This window comes from Sporosarcina contaminans, from assembly GCF_042679045.1.
Classification (GTDB): Bacteria; Bacillota; Bacilli; order Bacillales_A; family Planococcaceae; genus Sporosarcina; species Sporosarcina contaminans.
In genome coordinates, this window is the sequence record NZ_JBHTLT010000038.1 from 1 (window position 1) to 15,816 (window position 15,816).

A 15,816-nucleotide genomic window follows, 5' to 3' on the forward strand; every position below is an offset into this window, starting at 1 on the left:
CCTGGAACGGAAAGCGACGGTTGTCAGGGGTTCCCCATTTATTCTCCAACCAGAAAGGGACTATCACAGAAAATCAGTTTTCACTGACTTTCTGGACAGCCCCATCTTTTTCGTTCATCGTTTCATTGCCGCTTCTCCTCTTCTACAACAGTATACCGATCAAATTTCAATACTCACTCCTTTCCATATAACAAATAAATACAGAAATCAGATTCTTTTTTCATAGAAATTACTTAGTCTTTTCTTTACGGTTTCTTTGCTCTCTAACTTTTTTATCAAACTGAAACTCTCAGTCCATACCATTTGAATCGAATACCATTGAAGTAGGTAATCTTTCTTGTTCAACAATTCTAAATAGTATATGATTTATTCGTAAGCACTTACTAAACTATTAAAGGAGGATGTAGAATGTTAAAAAGAAAGTTTGTAATTCCAATCGTGTTCGCAACCGTTGTAAGTGTTCCTGCCTTATCTTTTGCTGCAACAAATGGGGATGTTGCACCTCCTGCTGCGGGACAAATGAACTCTTCTCATACTCCTTATTTCAACCAATTTTACGAGCAGTCTGACAAGGTTCTTGAAATCTATAAAGAGCCGGAGCTCAATCTCATTACACCAGGTTTGAAAAATGGCAAGTGGATGACAACGAATGCCGATATGATGACCTACTTACAGGATATCGAGAAAAACAGCTCGTTTGTCACAATGAAAATCATTGGCCAATCAACAGAAGGAAATGATCTGCCATTGCTTGTATTTACAACGAGCGAAAGTGAAGAAGCTGAAGATTTTGCGAAAAAGCCTACTGTTTGGCTGCAAGGACATGTACATGGAAATGAACCTGCTGGCGGAGAATCTCTTCTTGTACTTGCCGATGAATTGGCAAATGGCGACCTTGGAAAAGAAGTGTTACAAAAGGTCAATATCGTAATTGTACCGCGAATCAATCCTGATGGAGCACATTATTTCCAAAGGCAAAACGCTTTGCGCTTAGATGCAAACCGCGATCATATAAAATTGGATTCTCCTGAAATTCGTGCACTACACAAAGCGATGAACGAATACAAGCCGGAAATTATTGTGGATGCACATGAATATGGCGTCGGCGATTTGACATACAAGGAAATCGGCGATGAAGGCTCCTTGAAATATCATGACATATTGCTTCTATCAGGGAAAAACTTAAATATCCCTAATGAAATCCGTAAGCAATCCGATGAACTGTTTAGTAAAAATGCATTCGATGCTTTGCAAGCCAAAGGATTTTCAGCAAGAGAATATTTTACGGATAGTTACAAGGACGGGGTCGTAACATTGACGGAAGGCGGAGCCGAAGCAAGAATCGGACGCAATGCGAACGGGCTCCAGCCAAGCTTTTCATTTTTAGTAGAAAGCCGTGGAATTGGTATTGGAAAAGAAAACTTCGTACGTCGTGTTGCCTCCCAAGTCGAAACACATACGAGCATTTTGAAAACGGCTGCTGACAATGCTGATAAAGTGAAATCGATGATTGAAGCCGCCCGAAACGATATTATTGAAAAAGGTAAAACGGTATCTGAAAATGAAAAAATCATTTTGCAAAGTGAGCGAACAGCTTTAAGCAACCAACAGTTGGAGCTTGTCGACATTGCAAGCGGTACAATTAAGGCGATCCCTGTTATGTATAATAGCTCTACTAATGAAGTGGCAACTTTAGAAAGGGTCCGACCTACAGCTTACATTCTTCCTCCAGGCTATCATCACATTGTAGAAAAGTTGGAATTGCAAGGGGCGACTGTAAATAAAACGACAGATGCACAAGTATTAGAAGTGGAAAGTTATGTGGTCATAGATAAAAAAGTGGATACAAACTATTACGAAGGGCATTTATTGAATCACGTGACAACAGAGATTTCGAAAAAAGAAGTCTTTTTCCCGGCAGGCAGTTATGTCATCAGCATGGCACAACCAACCGCAAACCTTGTCGCTTTATCATTAGAACCTGAATCGATTGATAGCTACGTAATGTTCGGTTTTATTCCGATGAATGTGAACAATGTTGTACCTGTATATAGGTACATGCAGGAATTAGATCTTGAATTAGAATAACATTGATTCATCTTGAGCTTCTATCTGTCAGAAGCTCTTTTTTTGTCTAAATAAAAACCTGTTAGCTCACTCCTTTGCAGATGAAAACCAGCCACTTATAATTCCTCCAATTCATGTCAAGACTAAACTAAATCTTGAAACAGGGAGTTTTTAGTATGCAAAAAGTCGGTTCCATCAGTATTCTTCACGTCATCTTATTGTCTATGACAGTAATTGGACTGAAAAATCATGTGACCATTATTCCATCTCTATTGAAAAGCGCAGGTCGAGATGGTTGGATATCAGTATTTTTAGCGGCACTCGTTATGATTCCTTGGCTTTTCTTAATTGTATATATTCATCGAAGCTCAAAGCAGCTGTCCATAACCAATTGGCTAAATACAGAGATCGGCAATGTCCCAACTGTCATTTTCCGATATGTGACTGCTTTTTTCCTACTTTTAATGGCGGTATTTACAATGGGTGAAACGCTGCACTGGATTAAAGCAACGTTTTTACCTGATTCTCCTTTAGTGCTGATGATCTTGATTTATTCCATTCTGTGCATCTTCCTTGCCTCTACGAATTTGCAAACAATCGTTATGGTAAATGTTGTCGTCCTATTTTGGGTAGTGATTTTAGGGTTCTTTGTTGCTTTTACGAATATCCAAGTAAAAAATTATGCATTATTAATTCCTTTCTTTGAACATGGGTTAGAACCTGTTTTCGTCTCTATGGTGTTCCCAGCATCAGGGTTCATTGAGCTGCTGCTCTTTCTTTTTATCCAACAAAACGTAAAGGGGAAATTTCATTGGTATCATTATGCGATTATGCTCTTTATATTGCATAGTTTAACGATGGGACCGCTCGTTGGGGCGATTACGGAATTTGGGCCGCATGAAGCAATGAAACAAAGATATCCTGCATACGAAGAATGGGGACTTGTTTCTATCGGAAGATTTATTGAGCATCTTGATTTTTTATCTATTTACCAATGGTTGACAGGGACCTTCGTCCGAGTCGCATTCATTTTATATATTGTTACGGATTTATTGCAAATGAAGGGCAATCGTAAACGTATTTGGAAAATACTCGGCCCTGCATTTTTCTTTTTATCCTCCGCTCTATTTTTAATTGACGACCAAATGTTTCTTAAAATAAAAGGTGATTATTTTTTGATCGTTACATTTTTCTTTATGGTTCTTCTAACATGCTTCCTATTGATTATGGCGTTCATTAAAAAAGAACAACATGAGAATTCCAAAACATAAACAGAAAATGGTGGAGTGCAATGCAATCTCATATTAATGTTTCAACCTTAAGACAATTGTTCCAGAAGTCGGCGGACATTCAATTTCAAGGATATACATTTAACGGCTATAAAGTTCTATTTGTTACATGTGAAGCAATGGTTGACCAACAATTGTTAAACGAAGTCGTTGTGCCACGCGTTCAACAGTTCATCGGCTCATTGGAAAATGGGCTATCAAAAACAATAATCGAAGCTCATTTGCATATCCCTGATTTGAAATATGTCGGTGATTTAGAACAATCTATATCCTCTCTCTATACAGGGCATGTCTTATTGCTATTTGAAGACTCCGACCTCCTGTACATGAGCAATATTGCCAATAAACCAAATCGTAATCCAGAAGAAACGAGATTAGAAGTACCTGTAAAAGGTCCTCGAGACAATTTCATTGAGGATGTATCTGTTAATGTCGCATTAATTCGGAAAAGGTTGCCAACAAACTCTTTATGCGTCGAGAAATTTGAATTAGGAAAACGGTCAAAGACAACAGTTGCCCTTCTGTATTTTGATGACATTGCCAGCAAAGAAATTTTAAATGGCATAAGAAGTCAGCTAAAAAAAGTGGACACCGATATTGTGTTTAGTCCGACTTTGCTAATGGAAAATGTAAATAAAAGCGCTATGCTTTTCCCGAGAATAGATTATACGGGACGCCCTGACAGTGCAATCCAGTCACTTGTTAGAGGAAGATTCCTGATTTTTGTTGACGGAACTTCATATGGCGTCATCCTGCCAGTTAACTTATTTTTACTTGTCAAGACAGGAGAAGATAATGATACGCCTGTCATTTACGGGTCTTTAGAGAGGTTGATGCGTATTTTAGGTTTTTCCATTGGGTTAACATTGCCAGCATTTTGGCTTGCTTTGACGACGTATCACCAAGACCAGTTACCTCTCCAATTATTAGCGACAATCGTTCAAGCAAATACAGGACTCCCGCTTCCTTCATCCATTGAAATGCTACTCATGTTGCTCATGTTTGAACTTTTTCGGGAAGCCGGTTTGCGCCTGCCTACTGCATTGGGCGGAACAATTGGAGTTGTTGGTGGCCTAATCATCGGTGATGCTGCTATTCGGGCTGGCATTACAAGTCCCGCGATGGTTGTTGTCATTGCAATTTCAACAATCGCGACATTTACATTGGTCAACCAATCAGTCATAACGGCAGTGAGTGTTTTGCGTGTTTGTTTTATATTACTTACCGCATTTTTAGGCTTATTCGGCCTCCACATGTCCGTCTTTTTTACGCTTGTTTACTTATCAAACATTAGAACTTTCGGGGTTCCTTATATGAATATTTCTACTGATTTAAGCTTTAGAACCTTTATGCAATCCGTCTTTCGTCTACCACATAATTTTTACACAAAACGACCAAATATGATGGACCCGACAGACGCTACTCGTAGCAAGAAGGTGGATGAAAATGAATAGGAAAATGGCAAGTTTCTTGATCATTTTGCTCGCAACGCTAACCTTGTCTGGATGTTGGGATAAAAATGAACCTCAAAGGATGTTGTATCTAAATGGGGTCGGTATTGATTTTAAAAATGGTCAATACGAAGTGTATGCACAAATTATCAACTTTTCCAATACGGCAAAGTCCGATCAGCCTACAAATGAAGAAGCAATTCAAGCCGAAGTCGGTAAAGCAACTGGAAGGTCATTAGATGAAGCTGTTTTCCAGCTATATCATTCCGTAGACCAAAAGGTTTTTTGGGGACATTTATCCTATCTTGTATTGTCTGAAGAAGCTTTAAAGGAATTAAAATTAAATCAAGTCTTAGACATTTTTATCCGATATAGAGAGACTCGATATCAAATCTGGTTATACGCGACAAAAGATCCAGTAGAAGAAGTGCTTTTAATAAGACCAGTTGTCAATAAAGCCATCGTCTTATCAAAATTAGGAGATCCAGAAAACTCCTTTAAGCAAGAATCATTCATTAAGCCCGCCAACATTAGAGAAACATTGATCGGATTGAATGAGCCAAATCACGAAACATTCATTCCCCTTGTGACAATCGAAGAAAATTGGGCGTCTTTAAAGGAAAAAATAAAAGCCCCTATCCTTGATGGGGTCGGAATCGTATCGCCGAATGAATTCAAAGGATTTATCACTGGCGATGCCGCGAGAGGGATTCGTTGGATGTCGAATGATACAGAAAGATCGGATATAACTTTTAAAGCGGACAAAGATAGTTATATTTCTGTTGTCATGGAAAATTTTAATGTTAAAATCACTCCCGTCATTGTAAACGGAGAGGCGAGGTTCGATATTAATATTTACACTGACGGAATTGTAGACATTATTACCGATTCGATAACACCTAAAGAAATGGAAAAAGCAATAAAAAAAGAAATGGAAAAACAAATACGCACAACCTATCAGGAAGCTTTAAAAAAAGATGCTGACATTTATCGATTATCAGAGCAATTGTATCGAAAAAAATTAAAAGATTGGAAACGCCTGCAGACAGATGGAAAAGTTGATTTAAAGGAAGATTCTCTCCGTAACATCGATATTACTGTCGGAAAACTTACATCTAACCGCAGATCATTTGAACGGACAGTGGATTAAATACCAATAGCCAATACTTGAACCTCTCCTATAAATAAGGGAAAATGAGACAGTCATCTTATGTGAAATCGACACCGAAAGAAGGTTGCACCATATGAAAGGAAGTTCACATTTTGTAATTGGCGTTGTCGCTGGGGCTGCTGTAGGACTTCAGGCAAACTAAAGTCTACTGACGACAGCAATATGTGCAGGGATTGGCGGCGTATCCGGACTTGTGCCTGATTTAGATACGAATGGCGTTGCAAGCAACCGAATTACAGTATCGAAACAAATTAGTAAAACACTTATGCAAATTGTTGGCGTCTGCATATTGTTCGCAATTGCTTACCAAGCAGCAACAGATGGTTTTGCATTGAACGATTGTATATACGGCGGTATAGCCCTAATATTGCTCATCCTTTCAAAAAAGATTACACAACGGAGAATGCTCACATTGACAGGTGCAATGGTCATCCTATTAGGCATCTCCTGGCAACAATCAATAGGCATAATCCTTTCCGGCAGCTATATCGTCATCGCTTCATTCCTCCCCCACCGTTCTTACACACATTCCATAATCGGTCTGGCTTTTTACGCATTTATTTTAGTTAAACTAAATGAGCAATGGCCAGTTAACGGGATGGTGGCTGCAGGAATTGCAGGCTACATCAGCCATTTACTTGCAGACATGAAGCTTTTGCCTATGAACCGCAGAGGTGTCAAATGGTTTGCGCCTGTTTGGAATCGGGAGTTTTAATCGTTGTAAAGCCCTTTCGAATGTCTGTCATGACGCTTTGAAAGGGCTTTTTAGTTTTATATTCAAAAAGGAAAATTGAAACCTTTCCTATAAACCTTCGTAAATGTATTCACTAAAAAGTAAATGCACGGAGGTGGCAACAATGCTGTTCGTCATGATTACACTCCTTATATTTTCAGTTCCGGGGATTTGGTTTCTTTGGACAGCAATTGATTTCAAATTAGGGAAAAGGGAAAAGCTATCTTGGAAAATACCTGTTATTATGCTCATTCTGTTGACGATGGGCAGTATCGTCATTCAGATATTTTTATTGAAAAAATATAGTTTCCCACTCTTCCAAACGAATTTGGAAACAGTAGTTGGTATGTCAGTCGTCGGTATTATTGCAATCCTTATTTTGATCATCAATTTATTGATTACAAAAACCGCGGGAAAAAACTTGCCAAAGTCAGTGCACGATCCAAAAACGGTAAATGTTTTTACATTATGCCTCTCTATTTTTTTATTCATTACACTATTTATTGCAGCGCCTACCGGTAAAAAAATCGGCTTTGCTGCATCTATAAATCAAGCGATGGCCTCCACACAGAACGTCGTAGATGAGGAGTTTTCCATTGTCTTAGTGAGCTCTGAGAAAGAATGCTTGCGAAATACTTCAAGCTGTCGTGATATGGAATATAGCAACCAATTTTTTATTAAAAACAACTTAGGAAAAACACAAGAAGTACAAGTGAAAATACGGGCTTTGAATAGCAGCAACGAGGAAATGAAAGTGATCGACTCTAAAATCATGCGCTTAGAACCAAATGAATTGCGCTTATTGGAAACAGAGGAAACGTCTGAGGATTCGAGTGTTTGGAATCAATATTCATTCCAGACGGATCATCGAATAGCCTCCTATGAGCATATGCTGCGTTATCGGGATCCAGAGTGACGACAACTAGTAGACCGCTAATTGAGCATTGGCGGTCTTTTTGAATCGTTAGTTCAAAAACGAACGAATGAGGGATGGCAAAATCAATAAAAAAATCGATCCTACTATTAGTGTTTTTGAAACTTTTTGGGGGAGTTTCTTGACACTCTTACTCCAATACCAACCGCTAAACTGGAGCTTATTTCGATACAGTACAAAAAATAACGATAAAATCCCTATACTTCCAAACCAGCCATAGCGGTCAACGTCAATCCCTAAAATTGAATATGCATAGTAAAGAAAAACACGAACAATTCCACCAAAAACAATAAATAAAATAGCAATACGCATTAATTCAAAGAGTACTTTCACAAAGATCCCTCGTCCTGATCAATATTTGGATTCGCTTTCCTATTCTTCTCCAAAATTCCCCTTCGTCAAACCTCTATGGAAATCTATTTAAAATTGCAATGCTTTTTATATGGAAATTTTAATGCCTTGTTTTCAGTCTTCCAAGCTACAATCTCCCATCTTGCCACTCAACATCAAAACTGTTATATACTATACAAAACGATAAGGGAGCTATGTAAATGGCGGAACATCATTTTCATTTAAAGGCAGACTGGCCCGGATTACGTAATGACGTCGGTACAATTGAAACGGTAAATTTAAAAACTGCAGTTTCGATTCCAATCGAAATGGATGGTCCTGGAATTGGAACGAACCCTGACGAAATGTTGTTAGGAGCTGCAGCAACATGCTATATCATCACACTTGCGGCAATGATGGAAAGAAGTAAGATCGAGAAGGAAAGTTTGACGATGGAGTCAGTCGGCATTGTTGATTATACGGACGGCATCATTACCTATAAAAAAATAATACATAAACCGGTAATCACTTTGCCCAAAAATATGCCGGAAAACAAGTTGAGGATTGTACAGAAATTAGTCGTGAAGGCAGAAGCTTCATGTATGATCAGCAGAGCGCTTAAAGGGAATGTTGAAGTGGCAGTGGAACCTGTCATTCAATAAAAAAGCGTGAACACAATTAAAACAAATAAAAATTGAACTCCTTTTCATGATAATTCATTTCCATAGGAGAAAGCACTGCTGTTTGTTATACTACTCGTGTCTATGGAACGGAAAGGAGTTTGTATAATGCAAAATATATCAGGTAAAAATGCAATCATTACTGGAGCTGGACGTGGAATTGGCCGTGCAACTGCAATTGCTTTTGCAAAAGAAGGCATTAACGTAGGGCTGATCGGAAGAACTGAGGCAAATCTTGAAAAGGTTGCAGAAGAGCTTCGTGAATTCGGAGTCAAAGTGTCAATTGCTACAGCTAATGTAGCGGATAATGAATCCGTCGTCAAAGCTGTTGAACGTGTCAAATCCGAATTAGGACCAATCGACATTCTCATTAATAATGCTGGCGTTGGTAAATTCGGCAAATTCCTTGAACTATCACCGGAGGAATTCAAGAACATTATTGATGTCAATCTAATGGGCATGTACTATGTAACGCGTGCAGTATTGCCTGAAATGATTGAAAGGCAAACTGGTGACATCATTAATATTTCTTCAACTGCCGGACAAAAAGGCGCTCCTGTCACAAGCGCATATAGCGCATCCAAATTTGGTGTGTTAGGGTTGACAGAATCTCTAATGCTCGAAGTAAGAAAACATAACATCCGTGTAACTGCTTTGACACCGAGCACAGTAGCAACTGACTTGGCATACGCAGAAAATCTTACAGATGGCAATCCGGACAAAGTGTTGCAACCGGAAGACCTTGCGGAAATGATGGTTGCACAGTTGAAGCTTCACCCACGCGTCCTGTTGAAATCAGCTGGCCTTTGGTCGACAAATCCTTAAGATTTATCCACTTCATGAGCATCTCAATACGTATAGCCGCCCTCCATTGTGAGAGCGGCTTTTATTTCTTATTTTTTCACTGTACTTTCAAAATCTTTATTTTCCATTCCAATATACTTCGGTCCGAAGACTTCTAAGCCTTCTTTCGTCGTCCATATATCTGGAGATGGGAACGTGACAACAGCAACCTCCATCCCTTTTCGGCATTGTGGATTGAGGATCGGTTCCCCTGTTTCTCTATTTAAAATTGAGATAATGGTAGGGATGACTGAAATGAGCTCGTTCCCATTTTTCACGAACATATTTTCATTGCGGAACCAAATGTTCCAAGTATCTTTCGTGTCATTGTCTTCAACTACGATAATCCCCTCAATGAATCCATTTGCATCCTGCCATTCAGATTCGACAATTGCTCCCATCGTGAGCAGCCGAGCATCCGTCTTCCGAACGATGGCCGCAACTGGATCATAGGCTAAGCCTGTTCGTCTTGCGTGTCCAATGCTTCCTGCCCGGGATAACGTATTAGGGATAATATATTCTTTAAACCTTTTTCCGTCTAATGGATGATCACAAATTCCTGAAAAGTTTCCTGAAATCATTGCAAAGGAACGTGCAATTTGGTCAGCACGATCATGATTTACGACGGCTTCCACGATTACATGATCACCGTATCGGCTAGCAAGTGCAAAAGGAGTGATCGAAGCACCATGCACATTAAATGTTGTGTGCGCCAAATCCGGTACAGCTCTGCCTGCGGGATCTCCATCCACTAACGGAAGTTGCATCGCAGCAGCGACATCCATTGCCCAGGCTGTATTACCTCCCAGTTCCGTCGCACAAATAGCATTTACATTTTTGCCAAGATGGTCTTGTAATGCTTTCGTTGCAAAGACGGAAGGATTACCGGGCACCTCTTTTAGTCCCTTTAGTTTCTCCACTATCTCTTCGCTTGGTGGAGCAACGGAACCAACATAATATGGGGAAACGACAAGCCAATCATCTTCGATTTCATCGACTGAAACGAGACGGATCGATTGTCCACGCTCGTAAATATTCCGGACGAGCTGTAAACCTTCTTCTAAGCTTCCTCCTCCCCCTGCTCCCAATATGCAGGCGCCATACAGAATATCTTCCGCTTCTTGCAAACTAATGTCTCTCACTAATGACTACCACCTTTACCTCTATTCGGTTACTGCTATCATGCTATAGAAATGTATTCTTTCACTGTCCATCCGTAAATTGATCTGGTTTCATTTTTCGTTTTATATTCATCGCCACTAAGTATAAAACCATTGAAATGATTAAAGATTGAACTGCTGGAATCCCCCATTCATGGACATATTGAGACCAATACGCGATCGCAATACCTACACCCATGGCAAACGTAGCAACCCAGTTCCATCCTGGATTGTCTTTATAAGTTTGCTTTCGGATAAAGAAGAAGTCAGCAATCATTACGCCCGCTATTGGACCGTAAATAATTCCTGAAACGTATAAAAAGTCTTCAAAATACTGCAAGACGCCGCCGAGTGCCAGTCCGATTCCAATGATCGTCCCAATGAGCGTAAGAATAGCTCGGCCTTTACCAGAATTAATATTGAATGTGTTTGCCATGGATAGCCCCATACTGTAACTGTTGACGATCTGGCTCGTCCAGGTTGATAACCAAAGGATCAGGAATCCCCATACTGGAAAATTGAGATTCATCATAATCTGTACAATATCCGCTTCACCAGTACCAACAGACATGATGGCCCCAACAAAAAATAATGGAAATCCTACACCAATAATACCGAGCGGAATGATGACATTGTCCTTCACCTTCGGCTTCGCGTAACGAGTGTAATCTTGCACACCTACCCACTGAGACACATTCATCCCTAATACTAAACTGATACCCGCCATGAAAGTGATCGTCTGCTCGGGTTGCCACGAAGTTATGGACGACCAGCCTTCATTTTTCATTACTAAATAAATGCCCGTCGCAACAAGCAATAAGCCTGCAGGAACCGCAACGATGTCTGTCCATTTCATTGAAGAATAGCCAAGTATCGACGGCAGCGCAAACAATAATCCGCAGATGATTGTAATGAGCGCAAGCATTCCAAAATTATTTTTGTAATCAATGCCGAACATTGCAGCAATCGCCTCACCTGTCACTGCCGTTTGTAATGCCCACCAGCCGAGTCCGACGAAAAACGTAATTAACCCGATAATCCAACGTGCTTGCACGTGACCGAAGCTACTGCGCGCTAAAACTGACGAAGCGATCCCCGTTTTCGCTCCCATATAGCCAGTTACAGCATTTCCGATCCATTGGATGACAAATAGGGAAATGAATAAAATCCAAAACACCTTTGAAATTCCAAAGTTCACAGCAAGTACAGCACCCGTCAATAAGACCGGGATGGAAAACTCCAATCCCCCGAAAATCATGGCAGGGAAGATCCAATGCTGCCTTTCTTGCAAAGGGACCGCTACTAACGCTTCATCAGACTGCGAATGACTTGTCTTCTTTTCTTTAGTATTCATTGCTCCCCAGCCTCCCTAACTCGCAATCTCTCTTTCGTTTCACCTACCAGTTCCAATGTCTCCGGGTTCAGTAGCACACCGAATTTTTCCTTTGCATCTATAATGGAAAAGTAGCCGTTTTTTACATCCTGCTGCACTTTCGATACATCCCTTTTGAATGGATTACCATACCCTCCGCCAGTTCCAGTCCTCAGTTCGAGAACATCTCCTTTATTCAAAGGATATCGTGCATAGACTCCATACGGGCCGTCCACTTCACCATTGTTTTTAATGACAGCAAACTCATTCGACGAGCCTTCTTCACCTCCGTCAACTCCCCACGGTGCATAAAGATGCCGTCCGTACGTGACGGTTGCCATCTGCCCATCCGTCATCGCCCGATAGGATCGAATGACCCCCGATCCTCCTATATATTCACCAGCGCCTTTCCCATCACAACGCAATCGGTAGGAATCAACCATCACGCCATAACGTGCTTCCGCCACTTCAACCGGGATATTGTAGGTCTCACCATCCCCAATGCAAAATTGCCCCCTTGCTCCGTCCTGTCCAATTCCTGCTCCCCATCCACCAACAGATGGCTCTACGATAAGGAAGTCGTCTTCCGTATCAGGATGTTTTCCTGCCAATGTAACAGAACATACCGACAAAAAGTGTCCAGCAGTCAATCGAGTCGGCAAAATGGGAGCGAGCGCTTGCCAGACTAAATCTCCACCAGATGATCCGCTTTCCCAGTAATTTGATACGGGAGCTGGCCTTTCAGCAGAAAAGATTGAGCCTTTGTCTGTAATCACTTCCAACGGACGAAACACCCCGTCATTCACATCCTGTGACGGATTCGTAATCGCCAAAAACACTGTTCTGACATCAGTTACTAATGTCGTATAAGAGCCATTCACAGGACCGGGTACTTGTGGGTGGCTCCCCCGGAAATCACAGATGAATTGATCATCCGTAATGGTTACTTTCACTTGGATTGGAAACGGCCCGTTCCCGAGTCCATCCCCATCAATATAGTTGCTGGCTGTATAAACGCCATTCGGAAGGTTCATAATCGACTTTCTCGCCATCTTTTCCCCTTGGTCCAAAAGCAGCTCAACCGTAGCAGCAACCGTTTCTTTTGAATATTTATCGTACAGTTCGTTGAAACGTTTTTCTCCAATTTTCAGAGCGGCAATTTGTGCCCACATATCACCAATCGATAAATCCGGGAAGCGGACGTTTGATTTAATCATTTCAACAAGCGGTTCATTCACTTTTCCACTATCGACGATTTTAATGCACGGGAACTGTAAGCCTTCCTGGTAAATGTCAGTTGAGTCATTAGTAAATGAGCCGACATCTTTTCCGCCAACTTCTGTCCAGTGCGCCTTGTTTGCTGAAAATCCGATCAGTTCGCCCTCATGAAAGATTGGCATGACGAGACCAACATCTGAAAGATGCGTTCCTCCGCCTCCATAAGGATCATTTATGATAAAAATGTCCCCTTGGTTTATATTTCCCTTTGCCGAGTATCTTGAAAGAACATCCTTCACCATATAGCTGAGCGTTCCGATGAACCCGGCTACCCCGTTCCCCTGCGTCAGAAGCTGTCCTTTGTGATCCGTCAATCCGCAAGCAAAATCCAAAACTTCATAAATGATCGGACTCATGGAAGTACGCGCTAACGTGTGGAACATTTCATCTCCAATCGATAGCAATGTATCTTTTACAATCTCAAGTGTAAACGGATCTTGTTGTTTACAATCATGCATTTGATTGCACCCCCGTATCGATAATCAAGTTTCCGTAGACATCCGCATATAACGATTGACCTTTCTCAATAATAGTAACCGCAGCCTTTTCTTCCACGATTAGCGGTCCTTCAATCACTTGACCAGTCGGCAACAATTCGCGGTCGTATATCGGTGTCTCAATCCAACCGTCCTGTTCAAAATAGACGGAACGCACTTCTTTCAGCGCTCCAGAAACTTCCCCTTGTTTTTCGACTCTAGCAATTTTCGGTTTCTTCACTTGCCCTAAAGCAGTTACATGCAAACCGACAATTTCGCATTCGGTATCTTCCAATCGAAACGTGTAGTTCTTTTCATGCAGCTGATGGAAACGTTCCTTCACTTCTTCTACTGTCTGCTCATCCCATGCCCCTTCGGGAACGGCAACTTTTACGGTATGCTCCTGCCCGACGTATCGCATATCGACAAACCGTAAGAACAGTACCGTTTCCTCAACTCCATCTCTTTTAAAGTTTGCAAGCAACCGGTCTTCAATCACTGTCCATTCTTGCGAAATCGCTTCAAAATCCAGTTCAGATAGCATGCTTTTATAAGTGACGACAGAATCCTGACGTAAATCGGTCATGAGCATGCCCCATGCTGAAAACACAGGAGATGCAAATGGAATAATCACTTTTTTCACACCTAATTCTTTAGCTAAAGCCGCAGCGTGCATAGAACCGCCACCTCCAAAAGCGACCATTGCAAAACGCCGTGGATCATGCCCCTTACGAATGGATATCAATTTTAATGCAGTGAGCATATTCGCATTGGCAATCCGAATAATACCGAGGGCAGCTTCAACTGCTGACAAGGAGAACGGATTGCCGATCCTCTCCTGAATCGCCCTTTCAATCTCAGCCAAATTAACTGGGTAGTCAAAATTCTTTGGTGACAGTCTCCCTGTCAACAGGTTGGCGTCGGTCGTCGTCGGCTCTGTCCCGCCTTGTCCATAGGCAATCGGTCCAGGTAGCGAGCCAGCGGAATGAGGTCCAACTTTCAACGAACCGACTTCGTCAATCCAAGCGATCGATCCCCCGCCGTTTCCAATTTCCACAATATCAACTACCGGCACTTTCACTGGATATCCCGCGCGCTTACTATCCTTTTCGATATAATAATCTGTCGAAACCTTCATTTCACCCTCTTCAATTAACGAACACTTTGCCGTCGTGCCACCAATATCAAAGGCGATGATGTTTTGCTCGCCTATTTCCTTTCCAATGACTGCCGATCCATATACACCTGCTACCGGACCGGATTCCAACATATAGAGCGGCAATTCCTTCGCATGTTCAAATGTCGTAGTACCTCCATTTGACTGCATGATGTAATTCCGGCTTTGCGCAAGCTGTTGCAGCTCCTCGTTCAATTTATTAATATACGTTGAAGCAATCGGTTTCACATAAGCATTCAAAACCGTGCTGCTCGTTCTTTCATACTCACGCCACTCTCTAGTCACCTCATGGGAAACGCTTACAAACACGCCAGGCCAATGTTTTTCAATAAATTCTTTTGTCTGAAGTTCATGTTGAGGATTCAAATAGGAATGAAGATAAACAACAGCAATCGCCTCAACCCGTTCCTCTTTTAATTCCTCTATAACTTGCAGCAGCTCATCCGTATTTAATGGAACCAATACTTCGCCCTTTGCGTTGAGACGCTCCTCGACTTCCTTGCGCAAATATCGTTCAACGAAAGGGACCGGTTTTTCATACCGTATATTAAATAGATCCGGACGATTTCCCCGTGCGATTTCCAATACATCCCGGAAACCCTTCGTCGTAATCAAGGCAGTTTTCACACCTTTTCGTTCAGTAATCGCGTTAATAACTACCGTACTTCCATGGATGAACTCTTCAATTTCCGATGTGTTTAACCCACTCTTCCGAATCACTTCAAGTACCCCTTTTTCAAAATGAGGGGGTGTTGTAGAGCTTTTTTCAACTTGAACGTTCCCCTTTTCATCGACATACACCAAGTCCGTAAATGTTCCACCGATATCTGTAGCAACTCTCATTTCTTTTGCCTC

At 41.4% G+C, this 15,816-nt stretch carries 14 protein-coding genes; 9 read left to right on the forward strand and 5 right to left on the reverse strand.

The genetic code is table 11. The features are described from left to right. The 7 genes from ACFQ38_RS07890 to ACFQ38_RS07920 all read left to right on the forward strand — a co-directional run. Window positions 1–191: hypothetical protein (locus tag ACFQ38_RS07890; protein ID WP_381480301.1), on the forward strand; the 191-nt coding region annotated here is incomplete at its 5' end. Window positions 192–408: 217 nt separating this feature from the next. After that, window positions 409–2,088: a M14 family metallopeptidase gene (locus ACFQ38_RS07895; RefSeq protein ID WP_336825242.1), complete on the forward strand. Its 1,680-nt coding sequence runs from the start codon at window positions 409–411 to the stop codon at window positions 2,086–2,088. A 155-nt stretch (window positions 2,089–2,243) separates the two neighbouring features. Continuing rightward, entirely contained in the window at window positions 2,244–3,338 is a 1,095-nt protein-coding gene (locus tag ACFQ38_RS07900) for an endospore germination permease (RefSeq protein ID WP_381480302.1), read from the forward strand. Window positions 3,339–3,358: 20 nt separating this feature from the next. Then, window positions 3,359–4,810, forward strand: coding sequence for a spore germination protein (locus ACFQ38_RS07905; protein WP_381480303.1), 1,452 nt, complete (start codon window positions 3,359–3,361; stop codon window positions 4,808–4,810). Then, window positions 4,803–5,957, forward strand: coding sequence for a Ger(x)C family spore germination protein (locus ACFQ38_RS07910; RefSeq protein ID WP_336825236.1), 1,155 nt, complete (start codon window positions 4,803–4,805; stop codon window positions 5,955–5,957). Before ACFQ38_RS07905 ends, ACFQ38_RS07910 begins: the two co-directional genes overlap by 8 nt. 193 nt (window positions 5,958–6,150) lie before the next feature. After that, window positions 6,151–6,693: a metal-dependent hydrolase gene (locus ACFQ38_RS07915; protein WP_381480328.1), complete on the forward strand. Its 543-nt coding sequence runs from the start codon at window positions 6,151–6,153 to the stop codon at window positions 6,691–6,693. A 142-nt stretch (window positions 6,694–6,835) separates the two neighbouring features. Beyond that, window positions 6,836–7,627, forward strand: coding sequence for a hypothetical protein (locus ACFQ38_RS07920; RefSeq protein ID WP_381480305.1), 792 nt, complete (start codon window positions 6,836–6,838; stop codon window positions 7,625–7,627). A gap of 48 nt (window positions 7,628–7,675) precedes the next feature. Here ACFQ38_RS07920 and ACFQ38_RS07925 read toward each other — a convergent pair whose 3' ends face one another. Further along, a complete protein-coding gene (locus ACFQ38_RS07925; protein ID WP_381480307.1) occupies window positions 7,676–7,978 on the reverse strand; it encodes a hypothetical protein in 303 nt (100 codons plus the stop codon). Between the two features lie 218 nt (window positions 7,979–8,196). Between ACFQ38_RS07925 and ACFQ38_RS07930 the strand changes: the two genes are divergently transcribed. Together ACFQ38_RS07930 and ACFQ38_RS07935 are read left to right on the forward strand one after the other, a co-directional pair. Beyond that, the gene (locus tag ACFQ38_RS07930; RefSeq protein WP_381480308.1) at window positions 8,197–8,637 is read left to right on the forward strand and encodes an OsmC family protein; all 441 of its coding nucleotides are present in this window, start codon (window positions 8,197–8,199) and stop codon (window positions 8,635–8,637) included. 126 nt (window positions 8,638–8,763) lie between these two features. Continuing rightward, on the forward strand, window positions 8,764–9,480 hold the full coding sequence (locus ACFQ38_RS07935) for a 3-ketoacyl-ACP reductase (RefSeq protein WP_336825226.1): 717 nt from the start codon (window positions 8,764–8,766) through the stop codon (window positions 9,478–9,480). Window positions 9,481–9,548: 68 nt separating this feature from the next. Here the strand turns inward: ACFQ38_RS07935 and ACFQ38_RS07940 are convergent, their stop codons facing one another. From ACFQ38_RS07940 to ACFQ38_RS07955, 4 genes are all read right to left on the reverse strand, one after another. Beyond that, window positions 9,549–10,640 carry a DUF917 domain-containing protein gene (locus ACFQ38_RS07940; protein WP_381480310.1) on the reverse strand — a complete coding sequence of 364 codons (1,092 nt, stop codon included), beginning with the start codon at window positions 10,638–10,640 and terminating at the stop codon, window positions 9,549–9,551. A gap of 61 nt (window positions 10,641–10,701) precedes the next feature. Then, window positions 10,702–12,012: a purine-cytosine permease family protein gene (locus ACFQ38_RS07945; RefSeq protein ID WP_336825222.1), complete on the reverse strand. Its 1,311-nt coding sequence runs from the start codon at window positions 12,010–12,012 to the stop codon at window positions 10,702–10,704. Further along, the gene (locus ACFQ38_RS07950) at window positions 12,009–13,766 is read right to left on the reverse strand and encodes a hydantoinase B/oxoprolinase family protein (protein ID WP_381480312.1); all 1,758 of its coding nucleotides are present in this window, start codon (window positions 13,764–13,766) and stop codon (window positions 12,009–12,011) included. Before ACFQ38_RS07950 ends, ACFQ38_RS07945 begins: the two co-directional genes overlap by 4 nt. After that, window positions 13,759–15,804 carry a hydantoinase/oxoprolinase family protein gene (locus ACFQ38_RS07955; RefSeq protein ID WP_381480314.1) on the reverse strand — a complete coding sequence of 682 codons (2,046 nt, stop codon included), beginning with the start codon at window positions 15,802–15,804 and terminating at the stop codon, window positions 13,759–13,761. The genes ACFQ38_RS07950 and ACFQ38_RS07955 overlap by 8 nt, the downstream gene beginning before the upstream one ends. Window positions 15,805–15,816: the final 12 nt, after the last annotated feature.